Raw genomic sequence first — 25,247 nt, forward strand, 5'->3', positions numbered from 1 at the left:
GGCATTGCGCCTAATTGCAGGAGACGGAGAATATCCATGCTAAATTTGGCCGATACGCTGCCGCTGGTCGCAACATCCGAGGCCGACAGCCAACGATTGATCGCCGCCGACCTTCGCTTGCTGATCGCGCAGATCGAGACCAGTATGCGCCGGATCGCCGCAGCCATGGATCAAGAACACAGCAACGATCCGGAAGGTTCCGCCGACGTCTTCATACTCGACGACGTCACGCCGCGTTATGCCACCGCGAACGCCGCTCTCAACGCCTGCCGGGCAGGCCTCGGCCACGCCCTGCAATACCTGTCTGAATCCGGCAATCCGGCTTGAATTGCGACCGGCGCGACGCAGTGCCCGCGTCCGATCGCATGGCAGCTCCGCGCCTCAGGCGCGGTGCCGTTCCACGATCGCGTCGGTGGCGACGCCACCCCAGGTGTGGATCGCCGGCAGCCCCATTGCGGTCTTGCCGAGATTGGCGAGGCTGATCCGCAGCGCGGCGAGATCGAGCGGCTTCGGCAGGCCCTGGAGCTGGATCCCGACGGAACGAGCGAAGCTGCGGGCGGCGCTGCGGCGCTTGCCGTCCATACCGCTGATGACGATCACGTGGCCTGCGAATTTCGCCGCCGCCATCTCGCGCAGCACGTCGATGCCGTCGCCATCCTCCAGCACGAGATCGAGCGTCACGCAGTCGAAGCGGGCGGCGCGGAGCTTCTCGATCGCCTCGGCGACGGACGGCGCCACCGTGACTTCATGGCCGGCCTGCCTGGCGGCGACCGTGATCAGGCTGCGCTGCGTGGCGTCGTCGTCGACCACCAGGAGCTGAAGCGCACGCCGCTCGGCGACGTCGGGCAGATTTGACGGGATGGGGGAGAGGGAACTTCGGGGCATTGCCGTATCCTGAGATTGAGACGGGCAATGTCTACACGGCTCGCGCTTAGGCCACGTAAAGCCGGTGCGGCGAATTCGTCCGGAAGTTTTAGCAAATATGAACCAACGTCGCGGAAAGCGGCGACGGGCCGCGCGGGACGAGGCCTATTTGGCGATCACGCTGCCTCGTCACGGCCGCCGGCGGCGCCGCGCTTCTTCCGGTTCTTGCCGCGCAGGAACTGGATGTCCATTTCGGCGCCGTTGACGCGCACCAGCTCGCAACGGCGATAGGCGAGTCCGGTCGACGACAGCAGCAGGAAGAATTCCTTCAGGTTCAATCCCTGGATCGAGCCATCCACCGTGAGGATGGCGTCGGTGTCGGAAATCGCATTGAGCTTGCAGTCGCGCCGCCACGTGCCGTCGATCGCCATGATGCAGACATCATAGCCACGACTGAACGTGACGCGCTCCGCGCCCTTGCCATCCTCTGCCATGCCTATCGTCCTGCCACCACCGCCATGCGCGGCGGCGCGGCGCCGGCGAGAGTCGGTTTGGCTGCCGCTGCACGCGGGTCGTTCGGCTTGTAGAGGCCGCGGCGATCCGGGATCGGCCTGAACGTGTCGGTCAGTCCGACCACGGTTTCGGCTGCACCCAGCACCAGGAAGCCGTCTCCCTCGATCTGGCGGGCGAGGCGGTTGAAGATGTTGATCTTGGTGTCCTGGTCGAAATAGATCAGCACGTTGCGGCAGAAGATGACGTCGAAGGTGCCGAGCTGGGCAAAATCATGCAGCAGGTTGAGCTGCCGGTGCTGGATCATCGCGCGCAGCTCGGGATTGATCTGCCACGTCTCGCCGGTCTGCTTGAAATATTTCATCAGCATCTGGATCGGCAGGCCGCGCTGCACCTCGAACTGGCTGTAGATGCCGGCCTTGGCCTTCTCGAGCACCTCCTGCGACAGGTCGGTGGCGATGATCTCGACGCGCCAGCCGGTCAGGGCCGCGCCCATCTCCTTCAGGCACATCGCCAGCGAATAGGGCTCCTGCCCGGTCGAGCCGGCGGCGCACCAGATGCGCACGCTCCGTCGGCCGGCGCGCGCCTTGATGACCTCAGGCATGATGGTGTCGCGGAAATGATCGAACGGGACCTTGTCGCGGAAGAAGAAGGTCTCGTTGGTGGTCATGGCTTCGACCACGTTGGTGACGAGCGCGCTCGAGCCGCCCTGCAGCTTCTGCACGAGCTCGCCGATCCCGGAGAGCCCGGCCTTGCGGGCGAGCGGCAACAGCCGGCTTTCAATCAGATATTGCTTGTCTGCGGACAGGTCGAGCCCGGAATGATCCCTCAGGAACTTACGCAGATACTCATACTCGGTCGGGGTCACGGATAGCCTCTCGGAAGCTGTACTGGGGACACTCTGGCTGAAACGCTCGGGCCAGATACTCAGACCATGGCTTGTCCGACCGGGATCAAGCCGACTTCAGCGAACTTGTCGGCGATGATGTCTTTATCGAAGGGCTTCATGATGTATTCGTTGGCGCCGCCGCTGAGCGCCTGGGCGATATGAGCCACGTTGTTCTCGGTGGTGCAGAACACCACCTTCGGCTGGTCGCCGCCGGGCAGGCGGCGCATGTGGCCCATGAACTCGAAGCCGTCCATCACGGGCATGTTCCAGTCGAGCAGCACCGCATCGGGCAACTGCCGCTGGCAGATCTCCAGCGCCTTCGAGCCGTCCTCGGCCTCGGTAACTTCGAATTCCAGGCCTTCCAGGATCCGGCGCGCGATCTTTCGCACGACGCTGGAATCATCGACCACCAAACATGTCTTCATTTTGGTTCTCCGGCTTCGATGTTTCGGTTAGCTCAGGCAGCCATTTGCACTTCGGTTTTAAGCTCGAGGACGCGATCGACGTCGAGGACGACCATGAGCTGCCCGTCGAGGCGGTGGACGCCGCCGGCGAGCTTGGCCATGCGGGGATCGAGGTTGACGGGGTTCTCTTCCATGCCGGCCTCGGCAAGGCGCAGCACTTCGCCGATCTGGTCGATCAGCAGGCCATAGGATTCACCGCGCAGGTCGACGCCGACCGCCATCGGGGCCTTGCCGTCCTCGGGCTTGGGCAGGCCGAGCCGGGCGCGCATGTCGACCACGGTGACGATGCGGCCGCGCAGGTTCAGCACCCCCGCGATCTCGCGCGAGGACAGCGGAACGCGGGTGACGCGCTCGGGCATGAACACGTCCTGCACGCGGGAGATCGGCAGGCCGAACAGCTGGCCGCCGATCATCGCGGTGACGTATTCGACCTTGGCGCCTTCGCCGATCTGCGTCTTCTTGTTGCTCATAGCGGTATCTCCTGATCCCCAGTGCCGTTACGCCGCTGCCCGGCTCAGCTCGGAGGCGCCGGCGGCGCCCGCGGTCTGTTCCTTCAGCGCCGCGATCAGACCGGGACGGTCGAACTTGGCGACATAGTCGTGGAAGCCGGCCTGACGGCCGCGCTCGATCGCCGCCGGCGACACCAGCGCGGACAGGCCGATGATCGGCATCGCGCCCAGATTGGTGTCGGAGCGGATCACTTCGGCGAACTCGAACCCGTTCATGTCGGGCATCTCGATGTCGGTCAGGACCACGTCGAAGCTCTGCGCACGCAGCGCAGCCAGGCCCTCCTGCGCGGTCGGCGCGGTGCGGACGCGGTAGCCGGCCGCCTTCAGCACCGGTGCCAGCATGTTGCGGAAGAAGGCCGAGTCGTCGACCAGCAGCACCGACTGCGAGTGCTGCGACGGCTTCATCTCCTTGCGGGTGAACCAGTCGGCGAACGCCATCGGCAGGAAGTGGCCGACGTCGATCACCTCGGTGGCCTGGCCCTTGATCACGGCCGAGCCGAGAATGCCGGAGGCGGAGCCGCCGACCTCGATATTGAGCCGTTCCTCGACGATGTCGATGATCTCGTCGACGACGAGGCCCATGGAGCGGCCGTCGTCCGCAAACACCAGGATCGGCTGGGCGCCCTGGCTGGCGATGGTGACGCTCTCCATGGCGACGAGCGGCATCAGCTGCTCGCGGTACTGCACCATGTAGCGGCCGTTGCTGAACTCGATCTTGTCGGCAGGGAGCTCTTCCAGGCGCGTGACCAGCCCGAGCGGAACCGCCTTGGGCTGGCTGGAGCCGGCGCGGAAGACGAGCAGCGAGGTGGTCTGCTCGCCCGATCCGATGTGATGCGCCCCGTTCTCGTCGCCCATGTCATGGGCCGAGGAGCCGGCGGCGCCGAGCGCCTTGGCAATGCCGTTGGGGTCGATGATCATGATGACAGCGCCATCGCCCAGAATGGTGTTGCCGGAGAACATGTCGATGTGACGCAGTTTTGTCGACATCGGCTTCACGACGATCTCTTCGGTGTGGAAGACGCCGTCGACGACGATGCCAAACGTCTGGCTGCCAACCTGGGTTACGACGATGAAGCCGTTCTCGGGATCGCTGGCCGCGCCGTCGTCGATCTTGAGCAGCTTCTTGAGGTGGATCAGCGGCAAGAGCTTGTTGCGCAGGCGCAGGACCGCGGTGTCCTTAATGCGCTCGATGCGGTGCTCGCTGTTGGCGCGGGCACGGACCAGCTCGACGACCGAGAGCTGCGGGATTGCAAAACGGTCGCCGGCGGCCTCGACGATCAGGGCCGAGACGATGGCCAAGGTCAGCGGGATCTTGATGGTGACGGAGGAACCCTCGCCGGCCACCGACTTGATGTCGATGGTGCCGCCGATCTGGTCGATATTGGTGCGCACCACGTCCATGCCGACGCCGCGGCCGGAGACCGAGGTGATGGCGGCCGCGGTGGAGAAGCCGGGCGCGAAGATGAACTTGTGGATCTGGGCTTCGCTCATCTTCTCGAGCTCGGCCTCGGTAACGAGACCTGAGGAGATCGCCTTGGCCTTGATCCTCTCGGTGTTGAGGCCGCGGCCGTTGTCGGCGATGCAGATGATGATGTGACCGCCCTCGTGATAGGCGGACAGGCGGATGGTGCCCTGCTCGCCCTTGCCGGACGCGAGCCGCTCGGCGGGGGTCTCCAGGCCGTGGTCGGCGGAGTTGCGCACCATGTGGGTGAGCGGGTCCTTGATCAAATCGAGCACCTGGCGGTCGAGCTCGGTGTCGGCGCCGTGCATCTCCAGCTCGATCTGCTTGCCGAGTTCGCTCGACAGGTCGCGGACGATGCGGGGCAGCTTCTGCCAGGCATTACCGATCGGCTGCATGCGCGTCTTCATGACGCCTTCCTGCAGCTCGGCGGTGACGTTGGAGAGGCGCTGCAACGGCACCTTGAACTCGGTGTCCTCGTTGCGGCGGGAGATCTCCAGCAGCTGGTTGCGGGTCAGGACCAGCTCGGAGACCATGGTCATCAGATGCTCCAGCGTATCCACGTTGACGCGGATCGACTGGTTGGCGATGCGGTCGCCTTCGGCGGCGCCCTCGTCGGCCATCGACTTCTTCGGCGCGGGCTTGTCCTTGGCGGGCTTCGCAGCTTCCTTGGCGGCGGGCGCCGGAGCTTCAGCAGCCGGCGCGGGCTCGGCCTTGGCGACAGGAGCCGGCGCTTCGATCGCGGTCTCGCGGAAGGCGCGCTCGAGCTCGTCGAGCGAGACTTCGCCCGGACGCAGCGGGCGCTCCAGGGTCTGGTCGATCAGCGAGCCCTGCGTCATCTCCTTTGCGGGCGCAGGCGCAGCAGCAACAGGGGCTTCAGGCGCCAGTGGCGGAGATTCGGCGACAGGAGCAGCGGCCCCAGCGGCCATAGCCGCCATGCCCTGCTCGACCATCGCTTCCAGCTTGTCGATGAGATCGCGGTCGGTGCCCTCGGGCTCGGCTTCGGTCGCCTCGAGGCCGGCGAGGATCTCCTTGATGCGGTCGATCGAGGACAGGATCACCGTCACCGCGCCGGCCGTCACCGGCATGCCGTCACGGAATTTGCTCATCAGGGTCTCGCCGGCATGTGCCAGCGCTTCGAGCCGCGGCAGTCCGAGGAAGCCGCACGTGCCCTTGATGGTGTGGACCAGGCGGAAGATGTTATCCAGGATCTTGGCGTTGTTCGGCTCCTGCTCGAACTTCACCAGCTGATTGTCGACGGTGTCCAGGCTCTCGCCGGTCTCCGTCAAAAACTCCCGCAACAGATCATCCATGAGCTACGCCTTACTGAGCCGGACTTCGACGCCTGGGCCGCACCTGGAGTTCGGCGGAGGTCCGCGCCTGGATCGTTAGACAACCCCTTTCACGGTCCCGTTAATTTCAGCCTCCGTGCTAATACGGATATTGAAGACAAGTTTGCGCTTCGAGACCTGCGATAGCGTCTCGCGACAAAAGCGGCGCCGCATCTCATGCGACAGGCGCGATAGGTAAACGCTCCGATAACAACACTGCGACGTGCGCAAAAAATCCCGTCGGCGAAGGACGATATGCACGGGCCGCGCGAATTGAATCAAATCACGCGCAATCAGAATCGCTCACACCGCCGCCCGCTGCTCGCCTGCTCAATCCGCAACAGCTGCGCTTGCGGTAAACGGACGCTTATTTCGCGGCCGCCGCGATTGCTACCGCGCTAACCCAATTGCTGAGACAGCACGATGCTCCGCAAGGCAATCCTTGATGGCAGCGAGTAACGCATCCGGTGTAAACGGCTTGCGAAGGCAACGCGCAGCGCCGAGCTCGAGCGCCATCCGGAGGAAGTCGGGTGCGGGCGCGTTCAAATTTGCGAAGGCGTAGCCGGACATCGCAATCAGCGGAATGGCCGGCGCGTGCTCGTGGAAGATCCGGATCGACTCGAACCCCCGCATGTGCGGCATGAAGATGTCGATCATCATCAGATCGACCTGTTCGTTCTCGAGAGCGCAGAGGCCGGCTTCTCCTCCGTCGGCAATCGTCACCCGGAAATGATTCCGCTGAAGATAGATCTCGATCGCCATGCACACCATCGGGTTGTCGTCGACAACGAGAATATGGTGCATATCTGCCGTCCCCGTTTGAGTTTCCCGTCTCGGCGATTCAAACATCAAACCGCGGGGCACGCCGTTCTCCTCTGGCTGGGGTCGAAACATTGATGGCCGCAAGCGTCAACGGTCCTGTCGGGAAATCAGGCGCAAGTGGTGCGACAGTCGCGGCGTCGCGAAGTCGCGCAGACCAGTCCCGGATGGCGAGAATGCGCGCTTGAGGGGAAGCCGCAGGTGCCGGCCGGCGTCCGATGGCGGCGCAGATGCGATGCTAGCGGCTCACGACAGCCCTCTTGCCGCTTTTTCCTGCCGCCTGGCGCAGGACGGACACCCCTAATTAGCGCGCGGATCAGCGTGCGATTCTCAATTTCCGCCGCAAATGCCGCAGCCTGTCTGCCCCCCAACGGGTATATGGACGGCACCACAACCTTTACGATATGTTTTGGTCGCCGTGCAACTGGATGACGCACAGAGCGCGGCGCCCGATCGTACCAATGAACGCGCCGGATAGACCTGCATGACCGCGAGCGGCCACCCGTCCAACCAGTTGCTGCAAATGCTCGGCGTCGCCGATTTCGATCTGCTGCGCCCCCATCTCGCGACAGTCGAAATGGTCAGGGAATCTGTCTTGGCCGAGGCAGGCGCCGCGCTGCGACATGTCTACTTCCCGCACGGCGGATCCGTTTCGATCACGGTGGGTCTCTCCGAGGGACAGATGATCGAGGTCGCGATGCTGGGCCGCGACAGCGCCGTCGGCGCCGGCGCCGCCCTTGCCGACGGCATCGCACCGACGGATGCCGCCGTGCTCTTCCCCGGGACTGCGTCTGTGCTCGAAATCGCGGCCTTCCGGGCGGTGGCGGCCGCAAGCGCGCAGTTTCGCGGCCTGATGATCCGCCACGAGCAGGCGCTGCTCGCGCATGCGCAGCAATCGGTGCTGTGCAATACGGTGCACCCGGTCGAAGCGCGACTGGCGCGTTGGCTCCTGCGTGCCCGTGACCTGTCCGATAGCAAGTTCCTTCCGCTGACACAGGAGACGCTGGCGCAGATGATGGGCGTACGGCGCAACGCGATTTCCCTCGTCGCAAATGCGCTCCAGCGCGCCGGCATCATTCACTACACCCGCGGCCAGATCGCGATCGTCGACGACGCACGCATTGGAGACGAGGTCCTGCGACTGCTATGCGGCGGTGAAGGGCTGCCACGCCCGCCTGCTGGGAGCCCCGCGGTGAAGATAGCCCGGCGCAACCGGCCTGCTGCATGCCGGTGTGCACACAATGCAGCGGGGGCGCCATCGCAACCGGACATCTTGTCCCAATTGCCAATATATCCCGACGAGAACATGATCAAACTTATCCGGCAGCGAGCAGCCCGTTCGCTTCGAGTTCGGGGGCTGACGAGACGGAGGCAGTCTTGGAAACGATGGTGCGCCCATCCAACGGTTTCCTGTCCGCACTGTCGGCGGAGGATTACGAATTGATCCGCCCGCATTTGCGCATGATCGATCTGCCGCACGAAGCGATCCTGGTGGAGACCGGCGAGACGCTCAAACGCGCCTACTTTCCCCACCGCGGCGTCATCTCGCTGGTGGTGAAACTCGCCAAGGGCGAGCATGTGCAGGTCGCCATGGTCGGCCGCGACAGCCTGCTCGGAACGCTCTCGACCATGGGCGATGCCTGCGCGCTGAACACGGCAATCGTGCTGGTCCCCGGTGCCGCCTCCGTGATGGACCTCGACCGGCTGCGCGACGCGGCCGACCAGAGCAGCACCTTGCGGACGCTGCTCACCCGTCACGGGCTGGCCGTCTACGCACAGGTCCAGCAGACCGCGGGCTGCAACGCCGCCCATCCGGTGGAATCGCGGCTGTCGCGTTGCCTGCTGCACACCCATGACCTGTCGGGCGACTACCGGCTGCTGCTGACCCAGGAGGCGATGGCGCAGATGATCGGGGCGCGCCGCAACAGCGTGTCGCTGGTCGCCAATACTTTGCAACACGCCAATTTCATCCACTACAGCCGCGGGCACATCCAGATCCTCAACCTGGACGGCCTGCGCCAGACGGCGTGCGAATGCTACGCCACCGTGAAGGCGCAGTACGACCGGCTGCTCGGCCCGCGCTGACCGGCGCCTTGGTAAACCGGCGGCTAACGCCGGCCTGCAAACACGGATCGTCCTGCTACCGGAACTGAAATTCCGATGCCGTAGACACGGAGCGTGCCTCGCGCCGTACAGGCCGCGCGGCAGACGAACCGTGACCAGGACAGGCCAAAGCCATGTTTGAAGTGACCGCCGCGCCGACGCCAAAAGCGCTCGATGCTGCGCCCGCCCGCGAGCCGGGTGCGTACGAAGCGCTGGTGCGGGAGATCGGCGAGGACGGGGCCTGTGAAGTCCGTGACGTGTTCTGGAGCGAGACCTGCGCGCGCCTGCAGCTGTTCCGCACGCTCTCGCTCGCGCGGCACCTCGCCAGGATCACCCGCGAAGCGCATTCGCTGAAGAGCGCGGCCGGAACGTTCGGCTATGTCAGGCTTGCGGCGCTGGCGCTGCGGCTGGAGCAGACCGCGGAGAGGCTTGGCGAGGCCGAATTCCACGGTCTCCTCGACCTGATGGATGCCGCCTACGCCGCCGCGCGCGCGCAGGAGCCGCAGGGCTAGAACCTTTTTCGTTTCGATGGAATCGGAGCGGGGCTTGCGCAAACCCTATCCACTTCGCTCGAAAACGCTCTGACCAAAACCGCGCCAAGCCCGCCGTACTTCTACGGTTTGGGATTTTCACAGATGGCTAATCATAGGTGGCGATAGTCGCCGGAAACCAGGAGGGTTTCCATGTTCACCTATGAGACTGCGGATCAGAAAGAGGTCCGTCGCTTCCGCATCGCACAGTTCAACGGCAGGACCGCGACGGTGAAGGATGGCGAGGCGACGGTGACTGGTTTCGTTCGCTCGGTGCTGGAGCAGGAATCGAGCATGCCGCCGCGCTGGACCATCACGATCATTCCGAGCGCGCCGAAGGAAGAGCCCAAGTCGCTGCGGCCGCCGTCGCGGGTACGCCCTTTCGCCGAGGATTATCTCTGAGCCCATCGGGTCCCCAAGCCATTCTCAGGCTTGATCGCCCGCCCGGCGGCGCAGGACAGGACCTCAATCGATCGAATGCAGCAGCGCCGCACGGACAAGGTCCGCGGTGTTGCGCGCGCCGAGCTTGCGCATCGCCTCGGCGCGATGGCTCTCGAACGTGCGCGGGCTGATCTGCATCCGCAGCGCGCCCTGCTTGTTCGAGTAGCCCTCGCTGATCAGCCTCAGCACCTCGCGTTCGCGCTTGGTCAGCCGCTTCTGGCCCGACAGGCCCAGCAACTCGGTGCCCGGCACGCGCTGCGCTTGCTGTGCGCGGGCGGCGTTCAATTCGGCGCCCTCGGTCCTGGACGGGATCGGCAGGGCATCCCTGTGAGGACCGGCAAGCTGCTTGACCACGCCGCAGACACGTTCGGTCTGCGCCAGCGCATTCTCCACCACGCGCTGCAAATAGGCCCGATCGGCCGTAACCGGCGCGAGCTGGTCGCTGTGGTGCTTGATCTCGCCCATGTAGAGCAGGAGCGCGGTCAGGGGGCCATTGAGCTCGCGGGCGATGGCGCTGGCCATCTCGTCGGCGGCCTTGGCGCGGACCGCGTTCAGGCGGGCGAAATCGAGCTCTTCGGTCGGAGCAGAGCTGCTTTCGAACCATTCCGACGGCCGCGAATCGGTGGCCGTATCGTTCTGTGGCCCCATGTGACTCGTTTAGCGGAACCGAGGCCGGTCTGTGGTTAACTTTTTGCTCCGTAAGACTACGGTAATTTTGGCAGTTTTGTGCTGAAATACCGGCGCAGGCACAATTTATGCTTGAGTACTCACGCAATCGACCGCGCGTAGGTTGAGGTTTTCGCCCAAAACTTGAGCAGGCGACGAAATGCCTCCTTAACCAACGCTCCCCAGCGGGCGCCCGCGCCTCCCGGTTTTTACGGATAAATTAACAATGACTTGCTTCTCTTGGTCACGATTGAGAGCGCGCAAATGCCTCCACGCATGAGGCCGGTAGGCCTGCGGGAAACGCTGCGGAAGATTGCGTGCCATGAACGAGATCGATCGGCTGTCCGAGTTCTTGCAGAGGCTGACGCCGCTCTCGCGCAGCTGTCTGCTCAGCGAGCTCGAGCGGCTCGAACTGTGCGGCATCGACATGCCGGGCTCGTCCGACATCCAGGCGAAGTTGCGCGCCGAGTTCCGCAAGGACGGATCGACCCAGGCACGCGCCACCAGTCCCTCGCGCTATTTCTTCGCGCCGCTCGAACTGCTCCTGATCGACGGCGCACCCGAGCATGCCAATGCGGGGCGGATTTCACGCAACACGCTCACGCCGATCTGGGAGTGGATCTGCCGCGACCTGCTGCCGACCATGGCGCGCGACTACATCAAGGCGATCAACGACCAGGTCACCGCCAACAACCCGAAGGAAGTGCTGAAAACCGCGTCGATCTTCCAGACCAAGGTCCTCAAGGTCCTCGAGAACACCCTCGCATCGGCGGAGAGCACCGAGTTCGCACGCGCCAAGCTCACGCAATACACGGCCTCGCGCACCGCCTTCGACGACGTGAGGAAAATGCAGCAGGTGCTGCGCGCCGGCGACGCGCTGCCGAAGTTCAACGAAAAGCTGCCTGAGAAGATCGCGAAATTCGACGACGGCCAGGTTGCCCAGATCACCGCGCAACTCGATGCCTTCAGGAAGTCCCACCCGGACGCGCTGCACTTTGCGCTGGCGCTGGTGGCAAGGCGCCTGAAGACGTCCTGGGAACTGATGCGCCTTGCCACCAGGACCGCCGCGAGCAAGAGCGTGTCCGACGTCGCCGCCACGCCCTATGCCTGCGTCGTTCCCATGGTGCTCGACCGGCTCGACGACAAGCGGCTCGCCCTGCGGGTGGCGCTCAAGCACAACCGCGTGCTGGTCGCCCGCGACCTGCTCGCCGACATCTACGACACCGAATATGCGCTCAAGGTCCGCATCGACGGCATCGAGGGTTGCGAATGGGGCGTCCGGCTCCAGCAATTGATGGATGCGATCGCGGCGCTGGTGTCCGCCGAGGTGAGCCGCTTCCCCTCCAATGTCGGCCACATTCTCGGCTCGCGCCGGCTGCGCAGCCACGACACGCTCGGTGGCAAGCTGTCCTATCTGGCCTGGAAGGGACGCGACGCCGTGCAGGACGGCGCGGCGGCGTTTCGCAAATTGATCGGACAGACCTGATATTGCGGCGCGGCTACTCCGCCCGCGGCAGGCACAGGAAGCGATCGGTAAATCGCCCTGACAGAACGAATCTGAACCACCAATACATCAATCGCCGCGTCGTCATTGCTGTAATCCTCGACAGCCCACCACCGGCTACGCACAGCAATAGCGCAGGTGCAGCAAGACACATGTGATGTGCTTCACATTTGCGCCGCCGCAGCCGGCCGCGTTGTCGCAGAACTGTCACGCGTAAACCATGGAACATGCGCGCATCGCGTGAAAATGAACTCTCCCATCGCTGCCGTCGCGTCGATCCTGCGATGCACCGCAAGAGCGACGGGAAGGAGGTTGCGATGAGATCGAACCGGCGGACATCGACGATGGCGGCATTGCACGCGCGCGCCAGCGCCGGGCCAAACGCGAGCGGTTCGTAGCGCGTTGAACGAGCTGAACGCGCAGCTCGACAAGCACGGATTCTACAAGGCGTTTCCCGTCCTGAGTCGCGGTCGCGAGCTGGTACTGCATGACCCAGCACGCCACGGCCACAGGCAATTGAGGCGTCCATTATTCAATTGGGCGAAGTGCGCGCGACCTCGTCCGATTACAGGACAGCGCGCGTGTTCGCAGCGAAGCCGCGTCTTGCAAAAATTGCGCGGGATTGCCGCACGCCCGCGCGCGACGCGCGGGCAGACGTAAAAACTTCCGGAAGAAGATCCAGACAATTTTAGACGTGATGCGGGCTTTAACGTTACCCAGATAATTCAACAATCGACTGAAGCTCTCCATATTTGAAACTGCTCCCATCGCTAACACCTGTCGCGGAACGGGAGTGGTTTGCGATGAACGATGAACTTGTTGAACTCGCCGGACGGAGGCCCAAAACCTTCGGACGGCGAAAGGTAACGCCGCGCGCATGCGTCGCCGACGGCAAGCGCCATCTGCGCGCATTCCTCGCCGAGGTGCTGGAGGATCTTGGTTTCGTCACCAGCGAATGCGCCAGCGCGGACGAGCTGCAGACCGTGCTGACCCGTGAGTTGCCGGACCTGATCCTGCTCGGCATCGCCGCCGACGGCATCGAGCCCGGCACGTTTCTGGAGACGCTGGTGCGCGAGGCCTTCGACGGCAAGGTTCTCGCCGTCGGCGCCCGCGAGTCCATCATCGTCAGGGCCGTGCAGCAGGTCGGCGAGGAGTATGGCCTCGCGATGCTGCCGCCACTGACCACGCCCTTTGCCGCCGAGACGCTGCGCGAGCGCGTCGCGATGCTGCTGCCGGACGAGCCGGCGCCGAGCCCGGCCGTGTATGTCGGCGAGGCCCTTCACGCCGGCTGGCTCGAGCTCTGGTACCAGCCCAAGATCGACGCGCGCACCTTGGTCCGCAGCGGCGCCGAGGCGCTGGTGCGGATGCGGCATCCGACCTGGGGCGTGGTGCCGCCCGCCTACTTCATCCCCGAAGAGCACGATCCGCATTTGCGCGAGCTCTCGGAGTTCGTGATCGAGCGCGCCTTGCAGGACTGGCACTATCTCCTGGAGCAGCAGAGCCCGGTCGATCTCTCGATCAACCTGCCGACGTCATATCTGAAGGAGCCGCTGGCGGTGCGCGATCTCTGCCGCCGCATGCCGACGCATCCGGCCTTCGGCGGGCTGACGATCGAGATCGACAGCGAGGAGGCGATCCGCGATCTCGAATTCCTCGTCGAGGTCGCCCGCGAGGTGCGCCTGCACAATATCGGCCTGTCGATCGACAATCTCGGCGCCAACTGGCCGTCACTGATGGATCTGGACAAGATTCCCTTCATCAAGCTGAAGGCCGATCGGCACTTCGTCACCGGCAGCGGCAGCGATCGGCTGAAGCGCACGGTGTGCCGTCACATCGTCGAGCTCGCGCACGCCTACGGCGCGCGCACCGTGGCCGAAGGCGTCGAGAGCCGCGCCGACCTCGTCGCCGCCAACGAGCTCGGCTTCGACCTCGTGCAGGGTTTTCTGTTCGGCAAGCCGATGCCGCTGAAGAAGTTTGCCCGGAGTGCGCTGACGCGGACGGTGATGGGGCAGGCGTGAGGCACAGGCCTCACGCCAACCGCCGCGCGAAGAAGAAGACGCACACGACCACGAGCGCGATCGCTGCGATCACCCCCATGAAGGACAGAGCTTTCCTAGCGACAGACCCACGCGCCATTGACCAGCACGCGGGCGCACGTTGGTGCCGCGACAGCGGCGCCTACGGCCGCTCCACCGACTACGGCGCGACGCGTCGTTCGCCGCGCGACGCCGGCGACACTCACTGGGGTCGCTGGTCGCCCTACGCGGGCCTGTGCGCTCTGAACCGAGAATGAAAGACCATCCTCCTCCGACCACTGCACCGAGCCCATGGCTGCGCAGGCAATAACGGCGCCGGCTAGCCAAAATTTGGTTCCGTGTCGCATGACGTGCTCCTTCCCTTGCTTTCTGCGGATTTCTGTCAGTCGCGTGAGGATGCCGATCACCGTCCCATCAGCGAAACGAGCAGACCAGCCAGGCGGATGCTGTCACTGTGATCGCGAAACAGGGCACGCGATGCACCGGGGAGATAACTCTCCCATCCAGTGCGGCACTGCGTGCAAGAACAGACGTTGATCTAGATCAACGTTGGCGGTCGCATAACGACCGCGCCAGGTGATGGTCGCGAGCCAATGACCAGATGGAAGCGCGTTCGATCAAGGTCACCAACCCTGGTCGGGAACTGCGATCACCGCCTCAGGCATATCGCCGCGCGAAGAAGACGCAGACGACCACGAGCGCGGTCGCGGCGATCATGTTCCATGCGACCGGCTCGTGCAGCAGGAAGCCGGCGAGCGCGAGGCCGAAGAACGGCTGGAGCTGCTGCAATTGACCGACGCGGGCAATACCGCCGACCGCAAGGCCCCGGTACCAGAAGATGAAGCCGACGAACATGCTGAAGACGGAGACGTAGGCGAGCCCGATCCAGGCGGGCACGCCGACGCCGCTCCACGTCGACGGCCATGTCAGGATCGCAACCGGCACCATCAGCGGCAGCGCGAGCAGCAGCGCCCAGGAGATCACCTGCCAGCCGCCGAGGCGGCGCGACAGCGCGGCGCCTTCGGCATAGCCGAGCCCGCACAGCACGATGGCCGCGACCATCAGGAGATCGCCGGTGAGCGAGGCCGAGCCGTCGTTCGACAGGGCAAAGCCCGCGACCGTGGCGCTGCCCAGCACAGCGAACAGCCAGAACAGCGGCTGCGGCCGCTCGCCACCGCGCAGCACCGCGAAGATCGCCGTCGACAGCGGCAAGAGCCCGATGAAGACGATCGAATGCGCAGAGGTGATGTGCTGGAGTGCGAGCGCTGTCAGCAGGGGGAAGCCGACCACGACGCCGATGGAGACGATGGCGAGCGAGACGAGATCCTTCCGCTGCGGCCGCGCCTGGCGGAGCAGGAAGAGCACGGCCACACCGATCAGGGCCGCGATGACCGCGCGGGCGGACGTCAGGAACAGCGCGGAGAAACCACCGACCGCCACGCGCGTCGCCGGCAACGAGCCGCTGAAGATGATGACGCCGAGAAGCCCGTTGCCCCAGCCACTGCCTGCAGATTGCATGTCCGTCTCGCTTTTTGGGTCACGATCATCGGCCGTCGCCGGTGGCGAGACCAGCGACAATCCAGTACAATCCGGCACAACTGTATGGATATGGAAGGTAATACACCTTGGGCGGCGAGGCACAAACGAAGGGACGGGGCGGGACGCGGACCAGCGACGTGATGGGCGCGATCCGCGCCAAGGTCGCGGCCCGCGCACTCGGTGCCGGCGACCGCCTGCCGTCGATCCGCAGCCTTGCCGCGACAATGGGTGTTTCGCCGTCCACCGTCGTCGAAGCCTATGATCGGCTGGCCGCCGACGGCCTGATCCGCGCCCGTCGCGGCTCGGGCTTCTATGTCTCATCGGCCGTCACCTCGCCGCTGGCGTTGGCCGAAGTCGAGCCCCGCCGCGACCGGGAAGTTGATCCCTTCTGGGTTTCCCGACAATCGCTCGACACGGACGATGCCGTGCCAAAACCCGGCTGCGGCTGGCTGCCGCCGGAGTGGATGCCGGAGGCGGCCTTGCGCCGCGCCACCCGCGCGCTTGCCCGCACCGACGCGAGCGTTTTGACCAATTACGGCAGCACCAGCGGCTCCCCTGCCCTGCGCCGGCTGCTGCTCGCGCGCCTCGCCGAAGACGCGATCGAGGCCTCGATCAACCAGTTGATGTTGACCGGGTCAGGCACGCAGGCAACCGACCTGATCTGCCGCTTCCTGCTCCGTCCCGGCGACACCGTGCTGGTCGACGATCCCTGCTACTTCAATTTTCGCGCCCTGCTGCGAGCGCATCAGGCGAAGATCGTCAGCGTGCCCTTTACGCTGTCGGGCCCCGATATCGCGCGCTTCGAGCAGATCCTCGCGACTGAGCGGCCGCGGCTCTACATCACCAATTCAGCGCTGCACAATCCGACCGGCGCGACGATCTCGCTTCAGACCGCGCACCGGCTTCTGACTGCGGCCGCCGCGCACGACCTCACCATCGTCGAGGACGACATCTTCGGCGACTTCGAACCGGAGCGCTCGCCGCGCCTTGCCGCGCTCGACGGATTGAACCGCGTGATCCGCATCGGCAGCTTTTCCAAGACGCTGTCGGCCTCGGTGCGCTGCGGCTACATCGCAGGGCGAGCCGACTGGATCGAGCACCTCGTCGACCTCCAGGTCGCGACCAGTTTCGGCGGCCCGAGCCCGGTGGCGACCGAGATCATCGCAAAGGTCCTGGCCGGCGGCAGCTATCGCAAGCACATGGACGAGCTCAGGCAGAAGCTCACGCGCACCCGCCGCGACGTCGCGCGAAAGCTTCAGGCGCTGGGCATCGAGCCCTGGCTGATGCCTCGCGGCGGCTTCTTCCTCTGGTGCCGCCTCGCGGGCGGGCAGGATGCCACCGCCGTCGCGCGCGCCGCGCTCGAGGAGGATGTGGTGCTCGCGCCGGGCAACGTCTTTAGCGTGTCACAAACGGCATCGGACTTCCTGCGCTTCAACGTGGCGCATATGAGCGAACCGCGGATGTGGGACGTGCTGCGGCGGGCGCTGAAGGCCAAATGATCAGCGCCTAGTACAACGGCTCCTCATAGACCGGCTCGCCGTCAAGCAGCAGCCGCTTGATGGCGGCGCGGCCTGAGGGGAGTACGGCGGCGACAACCCGGAGTTTCTGCTGGTTGCGGGCCTGCTCGAGCTTCTTTCCCTCGCCTTCCGGCACGAAATAGCTTTCGAGACCGTATTTGATCGCCAGTTTCTCGCAGAAGACGCGCGGCCCCGAGCCGCAGGTTCCGCCGTAATAGGAGACGCGGCCGCGGATCAGCACTTCGGGAGCCGTGACCGTGACGGGCTCGGCATGCACCGAGACGGCCTCGTAGAGACCATTGGCATTCGGCGCGAGCTTGACGAACACGACGGGCTTGCGCTCGGCCGCCGGCTGGCCGGCGAGCGTGCCCGCCGGCAGTTGCGAGATGTCGTAGCGGAGCACCACATAGTCGCCGCGCAGGAGATCGCGGGGATCGACCGGCTGCGTCTGCAAAGTCACCTCGGTACCTTCGCGCAGGATCTGCATGCGATCGGCGACCATCAGCACCAGCAGCGCGCATTGAAGCAGGACGGCGACACCGAACAGCACGGCTTTCGGGATGCGCTGCCAGATTCTTGTCACGGACGCGGTCAATTCCATCATCGCTGGGCCCTCGGCAGCGCGCGATTGAGCGCGGTGGCAAATACGACGGCAACAACACCGGCCGCGGCAAGGAAGGCCGAGCGGCGCAGCAGCGAGCCCTTCACCGCCCAGGTGATGCCCGCGATGACGCCGGCGATCCCGAGCCAGCCGGCAACGATTCGCGGACGCACATCATCGAGCACACCGGAGACAACAAGGCACAGCATGGCGCAGAGCAGCGCGGCATAGGCGAACCAGGGCTCGCCGGCCGTGGATGCCGGCCAGATCGGCGCCGCGAGCAGGACCAGCCCGATCGAACATGCCGCAAGGATTTCACCCGCACGCCTGGTGATCCCGGCGGACGCAAGCGCGAGGATCACGCCCGCGGCCCCGCACAGGATCGCCCAAAGCGGCTGGGCCGGCACCGTGCTGTTCCGGAAGCGGTTGATGTCGTCGACCGTTGTCACCTCCAGGCAAGCGACGGCCGCCAGCGAAAACGCTCCGTAGATCGATAAAACGGTCCCGAGACGCCGCGCCCTCGGCAACGGCGCAGCGGCGATCGCGAGCCCGGCGCCGAACAGCAAGGCGGCGCCGTTCGCGAGCACGAACGACGGCTGGGCACCGTCGAGCTCGAAGCGGAGCGACGTCGCGATCCACCACGGAAGCAGCGCGACCGCGACGAGATGGGCCGCCACGCGGGAATTCCATGCAAGCGCGCCGCGCGATCCGGTCAGCAGTGCGGCGGCAAATGCTCCGATCGACCACAGCAGCATGCCGCCGGCGAAGTCCTCGCCGAGATGATACATCTGGCCGACCAGCGCGATGCCCGCGCCAAAGATGATCGCACCGATGCTCGCACAGAGATCGGCGAGAATATTGCGGCCCGTCGCGGCAAACCACGCCCCGAGGCCGCCGGCGACGACCATGCCGGCGATCAGGATCGCGAACCGCAGCAGCCGCGCGATCTCCGTCCAGTGCGCCGCGACGAAGGCGAGGAAGGCGGCTGCGATCAAGAGGCCACCGACGATGGCAACGACGACGGCGATGTTGATGCCGGGCGAGAGCGGCGGCAGCGCGCTGCGGATGGAGGTGGCAGCCGCCGGCGCGATCACGCCGTCGGCTTCCCACTGCGAAAGATCAGCCTCGAGGCGCTGCCGGTAGGTTTTGTCGAACATCGTCGTGAAACACCTCGCTCCCTGCCGGCTGGCGGGATGCTGTTGGTCGGGCCGCGACGGTAGCAGGTTCAACCTGTCACCGCTCTGGTCGCGAGGGCACCGGCGCGCGTCCCCCGGCGGCAGCGGCTTCGCATTCACGGTCGACCCGAGTAAGTCACCGGCCGTCATGATGATGACCCGCCATGCAGAAACTGACGAACTCGAGGCAGGACGAGATCGACCGCACTCAGTTCGGCTTCATGGGTCAGGCCGTCCAGGATCACGAGCTGTACTTTGGTCGACTGCAATGCAGTCCCGATGGTCTGCGCGTTCCCGAGCGCGGGAACTTCCATTTCGCGGGCCACGCCCAGCGTCGCCGCCTCGATATCCAGCGTGCGTAGAATATGACATCCGGCGATTCATTGGTCAGATCGTTCAAGCGTAGCCGCGCGCGAATTTTGATTTCACGCAGCAACTTATCGCACGTGCTTGGGAATTCGAGCGTCGCAGCACCCGACGAGAATACGGTGTTCATGACAACCCCAGTGAGGCGTCCGACACTCCCGCTATTGCCGAACAAAGGGCTCGTCATCGTTGGCCTTCCCGGATGCCGATCGAAGGATCGTATCGCCGGAAGAAAACGGACAACCTCTCGAAGGGTGAGAGCCTCTTGTGCGGGAAGGCGCCCCTTCGGCACCTGCGCGAGGTTATAAGGTCGTCTTCAAAAGGACGCAAGCTGGTCGGGACGGCGGGCCGTGACGACTTTGAACCTTCCGTCCCCACGTATCGGCAGTCTACCGCAAAGGGATTCGCATGACGCCAACTCACGCACTGACGTCCATCCTTCCCTGCAACGACCTCGACGCCTCGGAGAAATTCTACGCCCGGCTCGGTTTTACGCGCGCGGACGGCGACAAGCCGGCGGACGGTGAGGACAGCTATCGCATCCTCTCCGATGGAAAGGGCGGCCATCTCCATCTCACCGATGCCGTCGAAGGCTGGCTGATCAGAGGCCGCAACCCGTTCGGTCTCTATCTCTACACCGAGGCCGTCGACGAACTCGCGCGAGAGTTTTCGGGCGAGTTGGCCAACGGACGGGGGCCGGAGGACACGCCGTGGGGAATGTACGAGTTTGCGCTGTCGGACCCGGACGGGACCCTGGTCAGGATCGGCTGGCCGTCACGGCTCCGTCAGAAAAAGCAAGCTTGAGCGGCGGAGAGGAAGGCCTAGGACGTGGACTCATTAGCGCCAAGCCATAGCCTGATTGAAGCGAGTTGGACGAAGGCGAGATAGTTGGCGGCAAGCTTGTCATAACGCGTCGCCACCCGACGGCATTGCTTGATCCTGTTGAAGAAGCGCTCAGTGCTGATGCACGCGGACAATCGACGTGTCGCAGACGCTCTTTTTACGTGGAGTAGCAAGCACCCAGCGTGCCGATGATGCGGCCCCAGAGACCAGCCCGCCGCTAATGGATGATTCTCCTCTTCTGCGCCCGGATTTATTCCGACTTCGTCGTTGCCCTCTTTATAGTGCTGTCGCGAAGCGATCGGTGGCGCGCACCAGTTGATCGAGGATACCTGGCTCCGACCAAGCATGACCTGCACCCTCGACCAGATGGAATGCGGCATCAGGCCACGCCCTATGCAGCGCGTACGCATATCTGGCTGGACAGGGCATATCGTAGCGGCCGTGAACAATGGCTCCCGGGATACCGCGGAGGCGGTGAGCGTTGCGAAGAAGTTGCCCATCCTCCAGCCAGCAATCGTGAACGAAATAGTGGTTCTCCAATCGCGCAAACGCGAGCGCAAATTGGTCGTCGCCAAACGATGTCGAGAATGCTGGATTAGGCAGCAGCGTGATCGTTTCGCCCTCCCAAATAGCCCAAGCCTTGGCTGCCTCGAGCTGGATGGCTCGATCGTCGCCCGTCAGCCGGCTGCGATACGCCGCGATCATGTCGCCTCGCTCGCTCAGAGGTATCGGTGCCTGGAACTTTTCCCACTTCTCCGGAAAGATCTCTGAGACGCCGAACTGATAGTACCATTGCAGCTCCGCCTTGGTGACGGTGTAGACGCCACGGAGAACAAGCTCGCTGACGCGGTCGGGATGCGTTTCTGCATAAGCTAACGCGAGAGTCGATCCCCACGAGCCACCGAACACGAGCCATTTGTCGACGCCTGCAAGTTCACGCAAGCGCTCGATGTCCGATACCAAATGCCAAGTCGTATTCGCTTCGAGCCCCGCATACGGAGTTGATTGCCCACATCCTCGCTGATCGAAGAGCATGACATCATATCGATTGGGATCAAACAGACGCCTATGTTCAGGAGACAAACCTCCGCCCGGTCCGCCGTGCAGGAAGACCGCCGGCTTCGCGCCCGGCGTCCCCACCCGTTCGTAATAAACCCGGTGACCTTCTCCAACGTCGAGGGTGCCAGCGCTATAGGGCTCGATGGGTGGGTACATGGACCTCAACTGACTCATACGGCCTCCGTTTGGCACCACGAGGTTCGATTAGCACGCCGCGATCATGGTGGTTTCGGTTATAGGAGCAAAGCGGACGAAGCCACCAGTCACATGTCGCAACGGGTTTATAGGTACACGGCCTAGTTCGCCTTGATGCCTGCCTCGCTGATGAGCTTGCCCCATTTCGTGCTCTCGCTCTGAATGAAGCGGCCGAACTGCTCCGGCGAGGTCGGGGCGGGCTCTGCGCCGAGGGTCCGGATCTTCTCGGCCACCACCGGGTCTTTCAGGGCTTTCACGAAGGCGTCGTTCAGCCTGGCGACGATGTCCGCAGGCGTGCCTGAGGGAGCAACGAGCCCGAACCAGCCCACGGATTCGAAACCCGCGATACCGCTCTCGGCAAGGGTCGGCACATCGGGCAAGGATGGGAGGCGACGCACCGAGGAGACGCCGACGGCGTTGAGCTTGCCTTCGAGAATCAGTTGCCTCGATGCGGGGATATCCAGCACCGCGAAGGGGACGTGTCCCGCAAGGACATCAACCGCTGCCGGCGCCGTCCCGCGATACGGAACGAGTTCCATGCTGATTCCGGCCTTCTGCGTGAACAGCGCGGCCGTCAGATGCATCGCGGTCGAATTGCCGCCATGCCCGATCGAGAGCGCGCCCGGCTTCGCCTTGGCGAGCGCGATCGTCTCTGCGGCATTGTGCGCGGGCACGTCCGCGGACGCGACCAGCACAAAGGGAATTTCCGCCAGCAGGGTGATCGGCGCGAGATCCTTGGGGTCGAACGGCATCGACGAATTGAGGTGCGGGTTCACCGTCAGCGCACCCGCCGGCGCGACGCCGAGCGTGTAGCCGTCGGGCTTGGCCTGGGCCACCGCGGCCATGCCGATATTGCCCCCTGCCCCGGCGCGGTTCTCGATCACCAGGCTCTGCTTGAGCTCGGCGGTGACCAGCGGCTCGAGCGCACGGATGACGGTGTCGGCGCTGCCTCCGGGTGGGAAGGTCACGATGATCTTGATCAATTGCTCCGGATAGGCCGCCTCGACCGCCTCCAGCGGCAACACGGCGAAAGTGGCGGCCGTCAGCACGGCCAGAATGCGGCGCCTAGCAACGTGAAACAATTTCTCCTCCCCCATTACGTATTCTTGTTTGTAGGCACGACCAGGCTGCCGTGCCGTTGGCAGGCAGCCTGCTATTCGATCACGCCGCAGCACCAGTGATGCGCGCAAGCAAGCCTTGCGGATCTTCGGGCGCGGCCTGCCCGCGCCAGGCGATGTGCTGGTCGGGTCGCGCCAGCACCAGCTTCTCGGCATAGGCCCCGTTCGCCTCGTCCGGCGCGATGTCGACCAGCGCGAGCGGCATGCCGCGCTGGTCCGCGGCAGAGAGCAGCCGCGCCACATCGATCGCCGGGTCGAACCGCAGCAATGTGTAGCCGGCCCCGAAGGCATCGTAGAGCGATCGTCCGTCCCGCAGGAACAGATGCGGCGCGCGGGCGCCCGGCACGGTGGAGGGCGTAAAGCTTCCCATCGCGTAGTCCGGCGGGGTTTCGCCGTCATAGGCGATGATCGGCGAGGCATCGTAGTAGTAGCCGAAGTTGAGGCCCGCGCAGCAATATTGCTGCACGTTGAGATCGCAGGCTGCTCTCGCAAGCGAAGCGCGCGCCGCGTGGCCGCGCGGCGTGTCATCCTCGATCTCCGTGGACACGCCGCCGCGCTGCGCCATCATCTTCATCGCGTGATCCATGGCAAAGCGCGACACCTGGTCGGTGATGGGCTGGCGCTCCGCCTCATAGGCATCAAGGATCGCAGCCGGCGCCCATCCGTTCAGATGCGCCGCCAATTGCCAGCAGAGATCGACGGCATCAGCAATGCCCGCATTCATGCCGTAGCCCGCATAGGGCATCCACAGATGCGCGGCGTCGCCACAGATGAAGACCCTGCGGTCGCGGAAGCGATCGGCCACCAGCCGGCGCCCGACCCAGTCCTCCTTGCTGAGGATTTTGTACTTGAACCGCTCGTCGACGCCGAGGATCGCGCGGATCGACCAGTCGCGATCGACCGAGTCGAATTCGGGCTCGTCGGGCTTGAGGTAATTGTGGATCAGCCAGCGGTCGTGGCCGTCGATCGCAACGGTGGTGCCCGACCGGCGCGGGTTGAGCGAGAGCACCATCCAGGCCGGCTTGTGCGCGCCCATCAACTCCTTCAGTTGCGGCGCCTCGATGAAGGTCGATTGCACGCGCTGAATCACCGGCGTGCCGGACAGGCTGGCGCCGATCGATTTGCGGACCAGCGAACGGCTGCCATCGCAGCCGACCACGAAGTCGGCTTCGATGCGGAGAGAATTTCCGCTGTTGAGGTTGCGACCTAGCGCGACCACACGATCGTCGTCCTGCTCGATATCGGTGATTTCCGTGCGCGCCAAAATGGTGATGTGCGGCTGAGCGGCAGCGTGGCCGAACAGGATCGGCTCGAGATAGACCTGGTTGATCCGGTGCGGCGGCTCGGGCGTCGGCCACCAGGTGTCGGGGCCGCCGGTGGCGCTGTAGCGGCGCGCGCGCGAGGGAATGTCGATACGGCACAGCTCGATACCGGTCGCCGTGGTCCGGTAGGAGCAATCGTTCGGGAAGTCCGCGGGCAGGCCCGCGTCGCGCAGCTTTGCGGCGACGCCCAGCCGGCGGAAGATTTCCATCGAGCGCGCCGAGACGTGATTGCATTTGACGCTGGGCGGATCGCCGGCGTGGCGGATCTCCGCAACGACGACGTCGATCCCGCGCGAGGCCAGATCCATGGCCGCGGTCAGTCCCACGGGCCCGGCGCCCACGACCAGCACCTGTGTCCTCATGCTCGTTTCCATCCCCTTGCATCATCGCGGATTCGTTGCCCGCGCAGCATGCATTTTATTGCAGGCCGTCTTATGCGATAAGTCGGAAAGAACTCATCAATTCATGAGCATTTCCGATGAATGTCACCTTGCGACAATTGCGGGCCTTCACCGGCGTGTATCGCACGCGCAGCATCACGCGGGCCGCCCGCGAGCTGAGCATCACGCAATCGGCCGCGAGCCTCCTGATCCAGCAGCTCGAAGTGCAGCTCGGCGTCAAACTGTTCGACCGCTCCACGCGTTCGGTGCAGCCGACGCTGGCCGCCGACGAGGCCTTTCACGCCGCCGAGCGCATGTTGAGCGATGCGCTGGGCCTGTCACGGCGCATGCATGACCTCGCGCAGGCGCGCGCCGGCCGCGTCGCGTTCGTCGCGTCGGCGGGTGCAGCTTCGGCATTGCTGCCGCAGGTTCTCGCGAAATTCCGCGCGGGCCATCCCGAGATCGACATCGACATGCGCGACGTCGCCGCCGACGACCTCGTTCCGCGCCTGATCGCAACCGATGCCGAGTTCGCGATCGGCAGCGTCGAGGGTGAGTTCGCGGAGATGACGATCGAAACGCTGACCCGCGGCCGGCTGAGCGCGATCGGCCGTCGCACCGCCGACTTCGCCGCGCGGCGCGCGTTGACATGGGACGAGCTGGCGCAACGCCCGACCATCGCGATGCGGCGCGAGACGCGGATCCGCATGCAGATCGATCAGGCACTCGGCGCGCAGGGCAAGCACCTTTCTCCAACCTATGAGGTCACGCTGATCAACACCGCGCTCGCCATGACAGCCCAAGGCCTCGGCCTCGCCATCCTCCCCGCAACGATGTTGCCAGCCGACCAATTCCCGACGCTGATCGCAAGACCCTTGATACGCCCGGCGATCACCCGCCCGGTGTCGTTGCTGCAGCGTCAGGGACGCACGCTGTCGCCGGCGGCGCAGGCGTTTGTGGCGACGGCTCGGACGGTGCTGGCGGGGCCGTGATCAACGCCGCAGGCC

The 25,247-nt window shown here is 64.8% G+C and carries 24 protein-coding genes and 2 pseudogenes; 11 read left to right on the forward strand and 15 right to left on the reverse strand.

The window, feature by feature from the left end:
- Positions 1–36: 36 nt before the first annotated feature.
- Positions 37–327 carry a hypothetical protein gene (locus HAP41_RS03080; protein ID WP_085398200.1) on the forward strand — a complete coding sequence of 97 codons (291 nt, stop codon included), beginning with the start codon at positions 37–39 and terminating at the stop codon, positions 325–327.
- Between the two features lie 54 nt (positions 328–381).
- Here the strand turns inward: HAP41_RS03080 and HAP41_RS03085 are convergent, their stop codons facing one another.
- From HAP41_RS03085 to HAP41_RS03115, 7 genes are all read right to left on the reverse strand, one after another.
- Positions 382–885 carry a response regulator gene (locus HAP41_RS03085; RefSeq protein ID WP_071908597.1) on the reverse strand — a complete coding sequence of 168 codons (504 nt, stop codon included), beginning with the start codon at positions 883–885 and terminating at the stop codon, positions 382–384.
- Between the two features lie 155 nt (positions 886–1,040).
- Complete coding sequence (locus tag HAP41_RS03090; RefSeq protein ID WP_014490546.1) at positions 1,041–1,358, reverse strand: hypothetical protein; 318 nt, start codon at positions 1,356–1,358, stop codon at positions 1,041–1,043.
- 2 nt (positions 1,359–1,360) lie between these two features.
- A complete protein-coding gene (locus HAP41_RS03095) occupies positions 1,361–2,242 on the reverse strand; it encodes a CheR family methyltransferase (RefSeq protein WP_166058355.1) in 882 nt (293 codons plus the stop codon).
- Between the two features lie 59 nt (positions 2,243–2,301).
- Positions 2,302–2,688, reverse strand: a complete 387-nt coding sequence (locus HAP41_RS03100; protein WP_018321619.1) for a response regulator — start codon at positions 2,686–2,688, stop codon at positions 2,302–2,304.
- A 32-nt stretch (positions 2,689–2,720) separates the two neighbouring features.
- A complete protein-coding gene (locus tag HAP41_RS03105) occupies positions 2,721–3,197 on the reverse strand; it encodes a chemotaxis protein CheW (RefSeq protein ID WP_166058339.1) in 477 nt (158 codons plus the stop codon).
- A gap of 27 nt (positions 3,198–3,224) precedes the next feature.
- Positions 3,225–6,008, reverse strand: a complete 2,784-nt coding sequence (locus tag HAP41_RS03110; RefSeq protein ID WP_166058313.1) for a hybrid sensor histidine kinase/response regulator — start codon at positions 6,006–6,008, stop codon at positions 3,225–3,227.
- 408 nt (positions 6,009–6,416) lie between these two features.
- A complete protein-coding gene (locus HAP41_RS03115; protein ID WP_166105247.1) occupies positions 6,417–6,830 on the reverse strand; it encodes a response regulator in 414 nt (137 codons plus the stop codon).
- 499 nt (positions 6,831–7,329) lie between these two features.
- On the opposite strand from HAP41_RS03115, the pseudogene HAP41_RS03120 reads away from it, so the two are divergent.
- From HAP41_RS03120 to HAP41_RS03135, 4 genes and pseudogenes are all read left to right on the forward strand, one after another.
- Positions 7,330–8,041 (forward strand): annotated as a pseudogene (locus tag HAP41_RS03120) (Crp/Fnr family transcriptional regulator).
- Positions 8,042–8,231: 190 nt separating this feature from the next.
- On the forward strand, positions 8,232–8,930 hold the full coding sequence (locus tag HAP41_RS03125) for a Crp/Fnr family transcriptional regulator (RefSeq protein ID WP_175618179.1): 699 nt from the start codon (positions 8,232–8,234) through the stop codon (positions 8,928–8,930).
- Positions 8,931–9,082: 152 nt separating this feature from the next.
- On the forward strand, positions 9,083–9,460 hold the full coding sequence (locus HAP41_RS03130; RefSeq protein ID WP_166058247.1) for an Hpt domain-containing protein: 378 nt from the start codon (positions 9,083–9,085) through the stop codon (positions 9,458–9,460).
- Between the two features lie 171 nt (positions 9,461–9,631).
- Complete coding sequence (locus HAP41_RS03135) at positions 9,632–9,880, forward strand: hypothetical protein (RefSeq protein ID WP_085399682.1); 249 nt, start codon at positions 9,632–9,634, stop codon at positions 9,878–9,880.
- Positions 9,881–9,943: 63 nt separating this feature from the next.
- Here the strand turns inward: HAP41_RS03135 and HAP41_RS03140 are convergent, their stop codons facing one another.
- Entirely contained in the window at positions 9,944–10,567 is a 624-nt protein-coding gene (locus tag HAP41_RS03140; RefSeq protein ID WP_166058165.1) for a helix-turn-helix domain-containing protein, read from the reverse strand.
- Positions 10,568–10,907: 340 nt separating this feature from the next.
- Between HAP41_RS03140 and HAP41_RS03145 the strand changes: the two genes are divergently transcribed.
- Complete coding sequence (locus HAP41_RS03145; protein ID WP_166058152.1) at positions 10,908–12,071, forward strand: hypothetical protein; 1,164 nt, start codon at positions 10,908–10,910, stop codon at positions 12,069–12,071.
- A gap of 821 nt (positions 12,072–12,892) precedes the next feature.
- Complete coding sequence (locus HAP41_RS03150) at positions 12,893–14,107, forward strand: EAL domain-containing response regulator (RefSeq protein WP_014490558.1); 1,215 nt, start codon at positions 12,893–12,895, stop codon at positions 14,105–14,107.
- A 675-nt stretch (positions 14,108–14,782) separates the two neighbouring features.
- Here the strand turns inward: HAP41_RS03150 and HAP41_RS03160 are convergent.
- Positions 14,783–15,643, reverse strand: a complete 861-nt coding sequence (locus tag HAP41_RS03160) for a DMT family transporter (RefSeq protein ID WP_166058025.1) — start codon at positions 15,641–15,643, stop codon at positions 14,783–14,785.
- A 161-nt stretch (positions 15,644–15,804) separates the two neighbouring features.
- Here HAP41_RS03160 and HAP41_RS03165 point away from each other — a divergent pair, with 161 nt between their 5' ends.
- Positions 15,805–17,163: an aminotransferase-like domain-containing protein gene (locus HAP41_RS03165; RefSeq protein ID WP_166105244.1), complete on the forward strand. Its 1,359-nt coding sequence runs from the start codon at positions 15,805–15,807 to the stop codon at positions 17,161–17,163.
- 7 nt (positions 17,164–17,170) lie between these two features.
- On the opposite strand, the gene HAP41_RS03170 is transcribed toward HAP41_RS03165, so the two are convergent.
- Entirely contained in the window at positions 17,171–17,785 is a 615-nt protein-coding gene (locus HAP41_RS03170; RefSeq protein WP_166058015.1) for a GDYXXLXY domain-containing protein, read from the reverse strand.
- Entirely contained in the window at positions 17,782–18,939 is a 1,158-nt protein-coding gene (locus HAP41_RS03175; protein WP_166057975.1) for a DUF2157 domain-containing protein, read from the reverse strand. The genes HAP41_RS03170 and HAP41_RS03175 overlap by 4 nt, the downstream gene beginning before the upstream one ends.
- A gap of 182 nt (positions 18,940–19,121) precedes the next feature.
- Between HAP41_RS03175 and HAP41_RS03180 the strand changes: the two genes are divergently transcribed.
- Complete coding sequence (locus HAP41_RS03180; protein WP_166057974.1) at positions 19,122–19,319, forward strand: hypothetical protein; 198 nt, start codon at positions 19,122–19,124, stop codon at positions 19,317–19,319.
- 412 nt (positions 19,320–19,731) lie between these two features.
- Positions 19,732–20,127, forward strand: coding sequence for a VOC family protein (locus tag HAP41_RS03185; protein ID WP_166057973.1), 396 nt, complete (start codon positions 19,732–19,734; stop codon positions 20,125–20,127).
- A gap of 17 nt (positions 20,128–20,144) precedes the next feature.
- On the opposite strand, the pseudogene HAP41_RS03190 reads toward HAP41_RS03185, so the two are convergent.
- The 4 genes and pseudogenes from HAP41_RS03190 to HAP41_RS03205 all read right to left on the reverse strand — a co-directional run.
- Positions 20,145–20,279 (reverse strand): annotated as a pseudogene (locus HAP41_RS03190) (IS5/IS1182 family transposase); the annotation flags it as partial.
- 163 nt (positions 20,280–20,442) lie between these two features.
- The gene (pip, locus tag HAP41_RS03195) at positions 20,443–21,399 is read right to left on the reverse strand and encodes a prolyl aminopeptidase (RefSeq protein ID WP_166057972.1); all 957 of its coding nucleotides are present in this window, start codon (positions 21,397–21,399) and stop codon (positions 20,443–20,445) included.
- 122 nt (positions 21,400–21,521) lie between these two features.
- Positions 21,522–22,502: a Bug family tripartite tricarboxylate transporter substrate binding protein gene (locus HAP41_RS03200; RefSeq protein ID WP_166057971.1), complete on the reverse strand. Its 981-nt coding sequence runs from the start codon at positions 22,500–22,502 to the stop codon at positions 21,522–21,524.
- Positions 22,503–22,581: 79 nt separating this feature from the next.
- On the reverse strand, positions 22,582–24,222 hold the full coding sequence (locus tag HAP41_RS03205) for an FAD-dependent oxidoreductase (RefSeq protein WP_166057970.1): 1,641 nt from the start codon (positions 24,220–24,222) through the stop codon (positions 22,582–22,584).
- Positions 24,223–24,338: 116 nt separating this feature from the next.
- Here HAP41_RS03205 and HAP41_RS03210 point away from each other — a divergent pair, with 116 nt between their 5' ends.
- The gene (locus HAP41_RS03210) at positions 24,339–25,232 is read left to right on the forward strand and encodes a LysR family transcriptional regulator (RefSeq protein WP_166057969.1); all 894 of its coding nucleotides are present in this window, start codon (positions 24,339–24,341) and stop codon (positions 25,230–25,232) included.
- The last annotated feature ends 15 nt before the right edge of the window (positions 25,233–25,247 follow it).

The sequence above is a fragment of the Bradyrhizobium barranii subsp. apii genome (assembly GCF_011516635.5).
Taxonomy (GTDB): domain Bacteria; phylum Pseudomonadota; class Alphaproteobacteria; order Rhizobiales; family Xanthobacteraceae; genus Bradyrhizobium; species Bradyrhizobium barranii.

Bases quoted from the DNA above. Each gene is read 5' to 3' on its own strand.
- HAP41_RS03080 (WP_085398200.1), top strand. From the start codon at position 37: ATGCTAAATTTGGCCGATACGCTGCCGCTGGTCGCAACATCCGAGGCC.
- HAP41_RS03085 (WP_071908597.1), bottom strand. From the start codon at position 885: ATGCCCCGAAGTTCCCTCTCCCCCATCCCGTCAAATCTGCCCGACGTC.
- HAP41_RS03090 (WP_014490546.1), bottom strand. From the start codon at position 1,358: ATGGCAGAGGATGGCAAGGGCGCGGAGCGCGTCACGTTCAGTCGTGGC.
- HAP41_RS03100 (WP_018321619.1), bottom strand. From the start codon at position 2,688: ATGAAGACATGTTTGGTGGTCGATGATTCCAGCGTCGTGCGAAAGATC.
- HAP41_RS03105 (WP_166058339.1), bottom strand. From the start codon at position 3,197: ATGAGCAACAAGAAGACGCAGATCGGCGAAGGCGCCAAGGTCGAATAC.
- HAP41_RS03110 (WP_166058313.1), bottom strand. From the start codon at position 6,008: ATGGATGATCTGTTGCGGGAGTTTTTGACGGAGACCGGCGAGAGCCTG.
- HAP41_RS03115 (WP_166105247.1), bottom strand. From the start codon at position 6,830: ATGCACCATATTCTCGTTGTCGACGACAACCCGATGGTGTGCATGGCG.
- HAP41_RS03125 (WP_175618179.1), top strand. From the start codon at position 8,232: ATGGTGCGCCCATCCAACGGTTTCCTGTCCGCACTGTCGGCGGAGGAT.
- HAP41_RS03130 (WP_166058247.1), top strand. From the start codon at position 9,083: ATGTTTGAAGTGACCGCCGCGCCGACGCCAAAAGCGCTCGATGCTGCG.
- HAP41_RS03135 (WP_085399682.1), top strand. From the start codon at position 9,632: ATGTTCACCTATGAGACTGCGGATCAGAAAGAGGTCCGTCGCTTCCGC.
- HAP41_RS03140 (WP_166058165.1), bottom strand. From the start codon at position 10,567: ATGGGGCCACAGAACGATACGGCCACCGATTCGCGGCCGTCGGAATGG.
- HAP41_RS03145 (WP_166058152.1), top strand. From the start codon at position 10,908: ATGAACGAGATCGATCGGCTGTCCGAGTTCTTGCAGAGGCTGACGCCG.
- HAP41_RS03150 (WP_014490558.1), top strand. From the start codon at position 12,893: ATGAACGATGAACTTGTTGAACTCGCCGGACGGAGGCCCAAAACCTTC.
- HAP41_RS03160 (WP_166058025.1), bottom strand. From the start codon at position 15,643: ATGCAATCTGCAGGCAGTGGCTGGGGCAACGGGCTTCTCGGCGTCATC.
- HAP41_RS03165 (WP_166105244.1), top strand. From the start codon at position 15,805: ATGGGCGCGATCCGCGCCAAGGTCGCGGCCCGCGCACTCGGTGCCGGC.
- HAP41_RS03170 (WP_166058015.1), bottom strand. From the start codon at position 17,785: ATGATGGAATTGACCGCGTCCGTGACAAGAATCTGGCAGCGCATCCCG.
- HAP41_RS03175 (WP_166057975.1), bottom strand. From the start codon at position 18,939: ATGTTCGACAAAACCTACCGGCAGCGCCTCGAGGCTGATCTTTCGCAG.
- HAP41_RS03180 (WP_166057974.1), top strand. From the start codon at position 19,122: ATGCAGAAACTGACGAACTCGAGGCAGGACGAGATCGACCGCACTCAG.
- HAP41_RS03185 (WP_166057973.1), top strand. From the start codon at position 19,732: ATGACGCCAACTCACGCACTGACGTCCATCCTTCCCTGCAACGACCTC.
- pip (WP_166057972.1), bottom strand. From the start codon at position 21,399: ATGAGTCAGTTGAGGTCCATGTACCCACCCATCGAGCCCTATAGCGCT.
- HAP41_RS03205 (WP_166057970.1), bottom strand. From the start codon at position 24,222: ATGAGGACACAGGTGCTGGTCGTGGGCGCCGGGCCCGTGGGACTGACC.
- HAP41_RS03210 (WP_166057969.1), top strand. From the start codon at position 24,339: ATGAATGTCACCTTGCGACAATTGCGGGCCTTCACCGGCGTGTATCGC.